General features: G+C 33.5%; 4 protein-coding genes. 3 read left to right on the plus strand and 1 reads right to left on the minus strand.

Annotated features, from left to right (window positions below):
• Positions 1 to 179: helix-turn-helix transcriptional regulator (locus JEY78_RS15645; RefSeq protein WP_291853654.1), on the minus strand; the 179-nt coding region annotated here is incomplete at its 3' end.
• Between the two features lie 83 nt (positions 180 to 262).
• Here JEY78_RS15645 and JEY78_RS15650 point away from each other — a divergent pair.
• From JEY78_RS15650 to JEY78_RS15660, 3 genes are all read left to right on the plus strand, one after another.
• Positions 263 to 3232 (plus strand): DNA polymerase III subunit alpha, encoded by a 2970-nt coding sequence (locus JEY78_RS15650; RefSeq protein WP_291853646.1) that lies wholly within the window; start codon positions 263 to 265, stop codon positions 3230 to 3232.
• Positions 3229 to 4449 carry a DNA polymerase IV gene (gene dinB, locus JEY78_RS15655; RefSeq protein WP_291853649.1) on the plus strand — a complete coding sequence of 407 codons (1221 nt, stop codon included), beginning with the start codon at positions 3229 to 3231 and terminating at the stop codon, positions 4447 to 4449. The genes JEY78_RS15650 and dinB overlap by 4 nt, the downstream gene beginning before the upstream one ends.
• A gap of 573 nt (positions 4450 to 5022) precedes the next feature.
• Complete coding sequence (locus JEY78_RS15660; RefSeq protein WP_291853652.1) at positions 5023 to 5775, plus strand: type VI secretion system tube protein Hcp; 753 nt, start codon at positions 5023 to 5025, stop codon at positions 5773 to 5775.
• The last annotated feature ends 170 nt before the right edge of the window (positions 5776 to 5945 follow it).

Below are 5945 nucleotides of genomic sequence, written 5' to 3' on the forward strand. Positions count from 1 at the left end.
TCCATAGTAATCTTAGAATAATCAGATAAGGCAATTAAAAAACTAATGGGAGGTCTGGCTCTATTTTCTTCATAAGAGCTAATGCGTGAACGCGATACGTTTAAATCATCTGCAAATTGCTCTTGCGATAACCTTTTTAAAGTTCTAATGTACCGTATGTTTTTTGATAAATAATTCACAATGCTAAATATATGAGCAACATTTGAGTTTATAATGAGCTAAATTAGCAAAAAGATTTTAGTTAAATAATTTTTGTTGATAAATGTATTTAAATACACATACTTACTACAGTTTACGGTACGGGACTATTTCTCCAAAAGCCCTTGTAGAACAAGCCTTTCAGTTGGGTATTTCTACATTGGTTTTAACGGATATTAATAGTACTTCAGCAAACTTAGAATTTGTACAATTGGCAAAAAAACAGGGAATAAAACCTGTTTTAGGCGTTGATTTTAGGAATGGAGCGCAACAACAATTCATATTAATTGCTAAAAACAACAACGGATTGCATTACATCAATTCTTACTTGTCTGAATTTTTACATGCAGCTAAAATGGACGTTCCAAACAAGGCTAAAAACCTATCAGATACTTATGTGATTTATCCTTTTCAGAATGAGGTATATAAATTAAACGACAATGAATATATAGGTATAAAACCTTCCGATTTAAATCATTTAAAATTTTCAAAATGGAGATTTCAACAAGAAAAATTAGTGATTTTACAAACCGTTTCTTTTCAAGATAAAAAAGGTTTTAATACCCACCGATTGTTAAGAGCTATTGATAACAATACACTTTTGAGTAAACTTCCAATTTCTGAACAAGGAAAAGAAACGGATGTGATGTTGCCTGAAAAGGAACTGAAAGAAGTATACAGTGAGTTTCCTGAAATAATGGCAACCACACAAAAAATAGTAGATAGTTGTTCTATTGAATTTGATTTTTCAAAAGACGCTCCTAAAAATCAAACTTCGTATACTAATAATGAAGACCTTGATTTTAGATTGTTGCGAAAACTGGCGTATGGCGGATTGAATTACAGATACCAAAAAATTGGAAAACGTGTTTTTGAACGCTTGGAAAAAGAGTTGGAAATTATCAGACAAAAACAATTTGTATCCTACTTTTTAATCAACTGGAAAATATTAAAATATGCCCGAAGTAATCAATACTATTATGTTGGCCGTGGAAGTGGCGCCAATAGTATTGTGGCTTATTTACTCAGAATTACAGATGTAGATCCTATAGAACTCGACTTATATTTTGAACGTTTTATCAATTTATACCGCACCAATCCGCCCGATTTTGATTTGGATTTTTCTTGGCGCGATAGAGATGATATTATGAATTATATTTTTAAAACCTTTAAAAACACCTCTTTAATTGCAGTTTATAATACGTTTAAATATAGAGCTTCCGTAAGAGAATTAGGGAAAGTATTTGGCTTACCAAAAGAAGAAATAGACAAGCTAACAACTCAAAATTTCAACCCAAACCAATTAGATAATTTATCTAAATTGGTATTAATTTACAGTAAATACATTAAAGGATTCCCCAATTATTTAGGCATTCATCCGGGCGGAATATTAATTTCAGAAAAACCAATTCATTATTATACAGCCACGTATTTACCACCAAAAGGATTTTCAACAGCCATGTTTGATATGGTGGTAGCAGAAGCTATTGGCTTGTACAAATTTGATATTTTAAGTCAGCGTGGTTTGGGAAAAATCCGTGAAGCGGTAGATATTGTAAAATACAACCATCCAACACATCCAGCCATTGATATTCATGATATCAAGCGTTTTAAAGAAGATGTTAAAATAAAAGTAATGCTTAAAAATGCCAAAGCCATTGGTTGTTTTTATGTAGAATCTCCAGCAATGCGCATGTTGCTTAAAAAATTACAAGTAGATAATTATTTGGGTTTGGTAGCGGCCAGTTCTGTGATTCGGCCAGGTGTTTCAAAATCTGGGATGATGCGTGAATATATTAAACGTTACAGAAACCCAGAAAGGCGTAAAGATGCGCATCCAATTTTATTAGAAATTATGCCCGAAACGTTTGGCGTAATGGTCTATCAGGAAGATGTCATAAAAGTCGCGCATTATTTTGGTGGGTTAAGTTTGGGAGAAGCCGATATGCTACGACGCGGAATGAGTGGGAAATTCAGGTCGAAAGAAGAATTTTTAAAAGTAAAAAATCAATTTTTTGATAATTGTAAAGCAAAAGGACATTCTTTTGAACTGACTTCAGAAATATGGCGACAAATTGAAAGTTTTGCTGGCTATGCTTTTGCCAAAGGACATTCGGCATCGTATGCCGTTGAAAGTTACCAAAGTTTGTTTTTAAAGGCTTATTATCCGTTGGAATATATGGTGGCAACCCTCAATAACTTCGGAGGTTTTTACCAACCAGAATATTATGTGCACGAAGCTAGAATGAACGGTGGAATTATTCATCCGCCAAGTATAAATAAAGCGTATTATCAAAATTATATTGAAGGGAAAAACATTTATTTAGGCTTTATTATGTTGCATTCTTTTGAATTGAAAAATGCTAAAAAAATTGTGGAAGAAAGAACCAAAAATGGCTTGTTTTTAGACTTGGACGATTTTATAGATCGCGTGGCAATTTCATTAGAACAACTCGCTATTTTAATTAAAGTGAATGCATTTCAATTTACTAAAAGAAACAAGCGAGAATTGTTATGGGAAGCACATATGAAAGTACACAAAGTGGCGCTAGAAGAAACCATTTCAACGTTATTTAAATCGGAAAAAGTAACCTATAATACACCAGAATTAACAAGTTCAACATTAGAAGATGCTTTTGATGAATTACAATATATTGGTTTTACATTGGACAGTCCGTTTAAATTACTAACAGCACCTTTAAAACAGGATTTGTTTGCCAACGATTTACCAAATTATATAGGAAAAACAGTCACTGTTTATGGTTACTATGTTACTGCAAAACGCACCATAACTTCAAAAGGAGAGCTCATGTATTTTGGAACTTTTATAGACACACAAGGCAATCATATTGATACGGTGCATTTTCCACCTTCAGTAAAAAAACAGCCGTTAAAAGGTAGGGGCGTTTATAGGTTAACCGGTAAAGTGATGGAAGAATTTGATTGTATCAATATAGAAATTGAACAGCTAGAAAAATTAGCCATTGTACAAGATGTAAGATATGCAACACCACCAAAAATTGAAAAAGTATGAGTAGTTTAGAACGCTCCATAGTTCATATGGATTTAGATACTTTTTTTGTATCGTGTGAACGTTTAATAGATAGCAGATTGGAAGGAAAACCGGTGTTAATTGGCGGAACTTCCGATAGAGGCGTAGTGGCAAGTTGCAGTTATGAAGCCCGTAAATATGGCGTACATTCTGCAATGCCCATGCGTATGGCAAAATTATTATGTCCAGAAGCCATTGTATTGCGTGGCAATAGTGGTATTTACACCAAATATTCAAAATTGGTAACGGACGTAATTAATGAAAGTGTTCCGTTGTATGAAAAATCTTCTATTGATGAGTTTTATATAGATTTAACAGGAATGGACCAGTTTTTTGGGTGTCATCAATTGGCTTCAGAATTAAGAACAAAAATTATTAGAGAAACGGGATTGCCTATATCTTTTGGATTGTCTGTGAATAAAACAGTTTCAAAAATTGCTACCGGCGAAGCCAAACCAAATAACGAGCTAAAAATTAATAGGGGAACTGAAAAACCATTTTTAGCGCCCTTATCTGTTCGTAAAATTCCAATGGTTGGTGAAAAAACCTATAATTCGTTATGCGATTTAGGCATTAGACGCATACAAACAGTACAGGAAATGCCTGTTGATATGATGACGCGCGTTTTTGGAAAACACGGCACTTCAATTTGGAAAAAAGCCAATGGTATTGATAACACGCCCGTAATAAAATACCACGAACGAAAATCTATTTCAACAGAGCGCACGTTTGATAAAGACACAACAGATGTTACCAAACTAAAAAGTATTATTGTGGCAATGGCCGAAAACTTAATTTTTCAATTGCGAAGAGGCGATAAATTAACAGCTTGTGTGACGTTTAAAATTCGGTATTCCGATTTTCAAACCTATACCAAGCAAAAAAGAATTCCCTACAGTTCATCAGACCATGCCATATTACCCATTGTCATGGAATTGTATGAAAGTTTGTATCAGCGTAGATTATTAGTACGGTTAATTGGTGTAAAATTTAGCCATTTGGTAAGTGGTGGACATCAAATTAATTTATTTGAAGACAATGATAAAATGATGAATCTATACCAGGCGATGGATAAAATGCGCGAACGCTACGGAGATAGAGCTGTTGTACGTGCCTCTGGTATGGACGCAAAAAGTATTGCTCGCTGGAATCCTTTTAATGGCGAGCCACCACCGTTATTAGTAAATAGGAGAAGTTGAACCGTTATTCTTTTACAGCGCCATCTATCGTTGAATGAGATCTACTAGCTGATAACAATTTGGGTACTATAACATAAGATAAAACACGATAAATATACCAATTAGCATAGAAATGATGTTAATTGTTAAAAATGATAATTATCATATAATTATTTTTATATATTTGATAGGCAATTCATAAACAAAAAAAAGGTTCTTTATTTTCTTAAGGAGGAAAGTAAGGAAATTTGTAAATTAACTTGTTATGGACGGCTAATGATTGTTGTAGATGCTTGTACTGTATCGTTGTACACGTTGTCAAGTTCAAAGCAATTCCACCAATTATTAAGTTAAAAAGACTACAAATGTTACAACCTATTCAGAAAATAGGGCTGTTAACAATATACAAGATGTTGTCGTTGTTTTAAACGTATAAGGGAACTCATTCATGATAAGTTTTCAAAGACGTACATCTTTACTTGGGATACATTCAATTTTTTTAAAATTAAATTTATGAGGATTCATAAATACCACTTTTTTTAAGCCTACTGTAGTTATTATTAAATAACTAAAAAAATTTAAACATTAAAAATTATGAAAACAAAATTGTTAGTAGTAGTACTTGTGGCAATTACATGCGTTACAAGTCAATTATTTGCTCAAGAAACCCTTGCAAAAACAGCAGGGTACGATTTAAAAAAGAATATTAAATGCAGGGTGACTGCTACAGAAACAGGTTATTTTGTTGCATTTGCATTTCACAACAAACCATCAGCTACCCAAATTGAAATAATAGGAAAAGGAAAAAGACTGCATGAGCCTGCAGTGTTTATAAAAGAATATAGTGTAGCTGCTACAGATAATACGGTCACCGAAGTAGTGAGTCCTAGAGATGCAGCAAGTGGTTTGCCTACAGGTAAAAGACAACATAGTCCATTAACCATTAAAAGTGAAATAGACAAAAGTTCCCCACAGCTGTTGAATGCAGTAAGTTCAGATGTAGCTGTTGACGATACGTCAGCATCAATATTAGGTGGTGGTGGTGCAGGAAAAGCTGTTTTTAAAGAGTTTACTATTACCAAAAGATGTGGAGGTGAAAGTACCCAATATATTGTTGTAGATAGTGAATGTACAATACCAACTGGTGATTGTCCAGACGGAACTTGTACATTAACTGTAGATTGGAGTTGGGGAGCCACTAATTCAGGAAGCTCAAATACAGCTGTTGTTGAAACAGAGAGGAGCAGTAGAGCAGTTGATTTTTTCTTAAAAATAGAAGATGGTGTTTGTGTTGATCACGCCATAAATACAAAAGGAGCAGGAGGAAATAGAACTAAAAGCAAGTAATCTCTAATAAAAATAGAACTTGTATGGCTCATTACTTAGAGTGCCTTTGAGTCAAAATAGGAGTATAAAATTTGATGAGTAAATATTTTATAGAAAAACCCAAGCAATTGCTTGGGTTTTTTAAAATATAGCCAGTAAGGAATTCCCATTTAATTTTGGTTTCGAGCACA

The sequence above is a fragment of the Lutibacter sp. genome, assembly GCF_016342705.1.
Classification (GTDB): Bacteria; Bacteroidota; Bacteroidia; order Flavobacteriales; family Flavobacteriaceae; genus Lutibacter.

What these genes read in the sequence shown, in the direction of transcription:
- JEY78_RS15650 (WP_291853646.1), top strand. Translation starts at nt 263, where the DNA reads ATGTATTTAAATACACATACTTACTACAGTTTACGGTACGGGACTATT.
- JEY78_RS15660 (WP_291853652.1), top strand. Translation starts at nt 5,023, where the DNA reads ATGAAAACAAAATTGTTAGTAGTAGTACTTGTGGCAATTACATGCGTT.
- dinB (WP_291853649.1), top strand. Translation starts at nt 3,229, where the DNA reads ATGAGTAGTTTAGAACGCTCCATAGTTCATATGGATTTAGATACTTTT.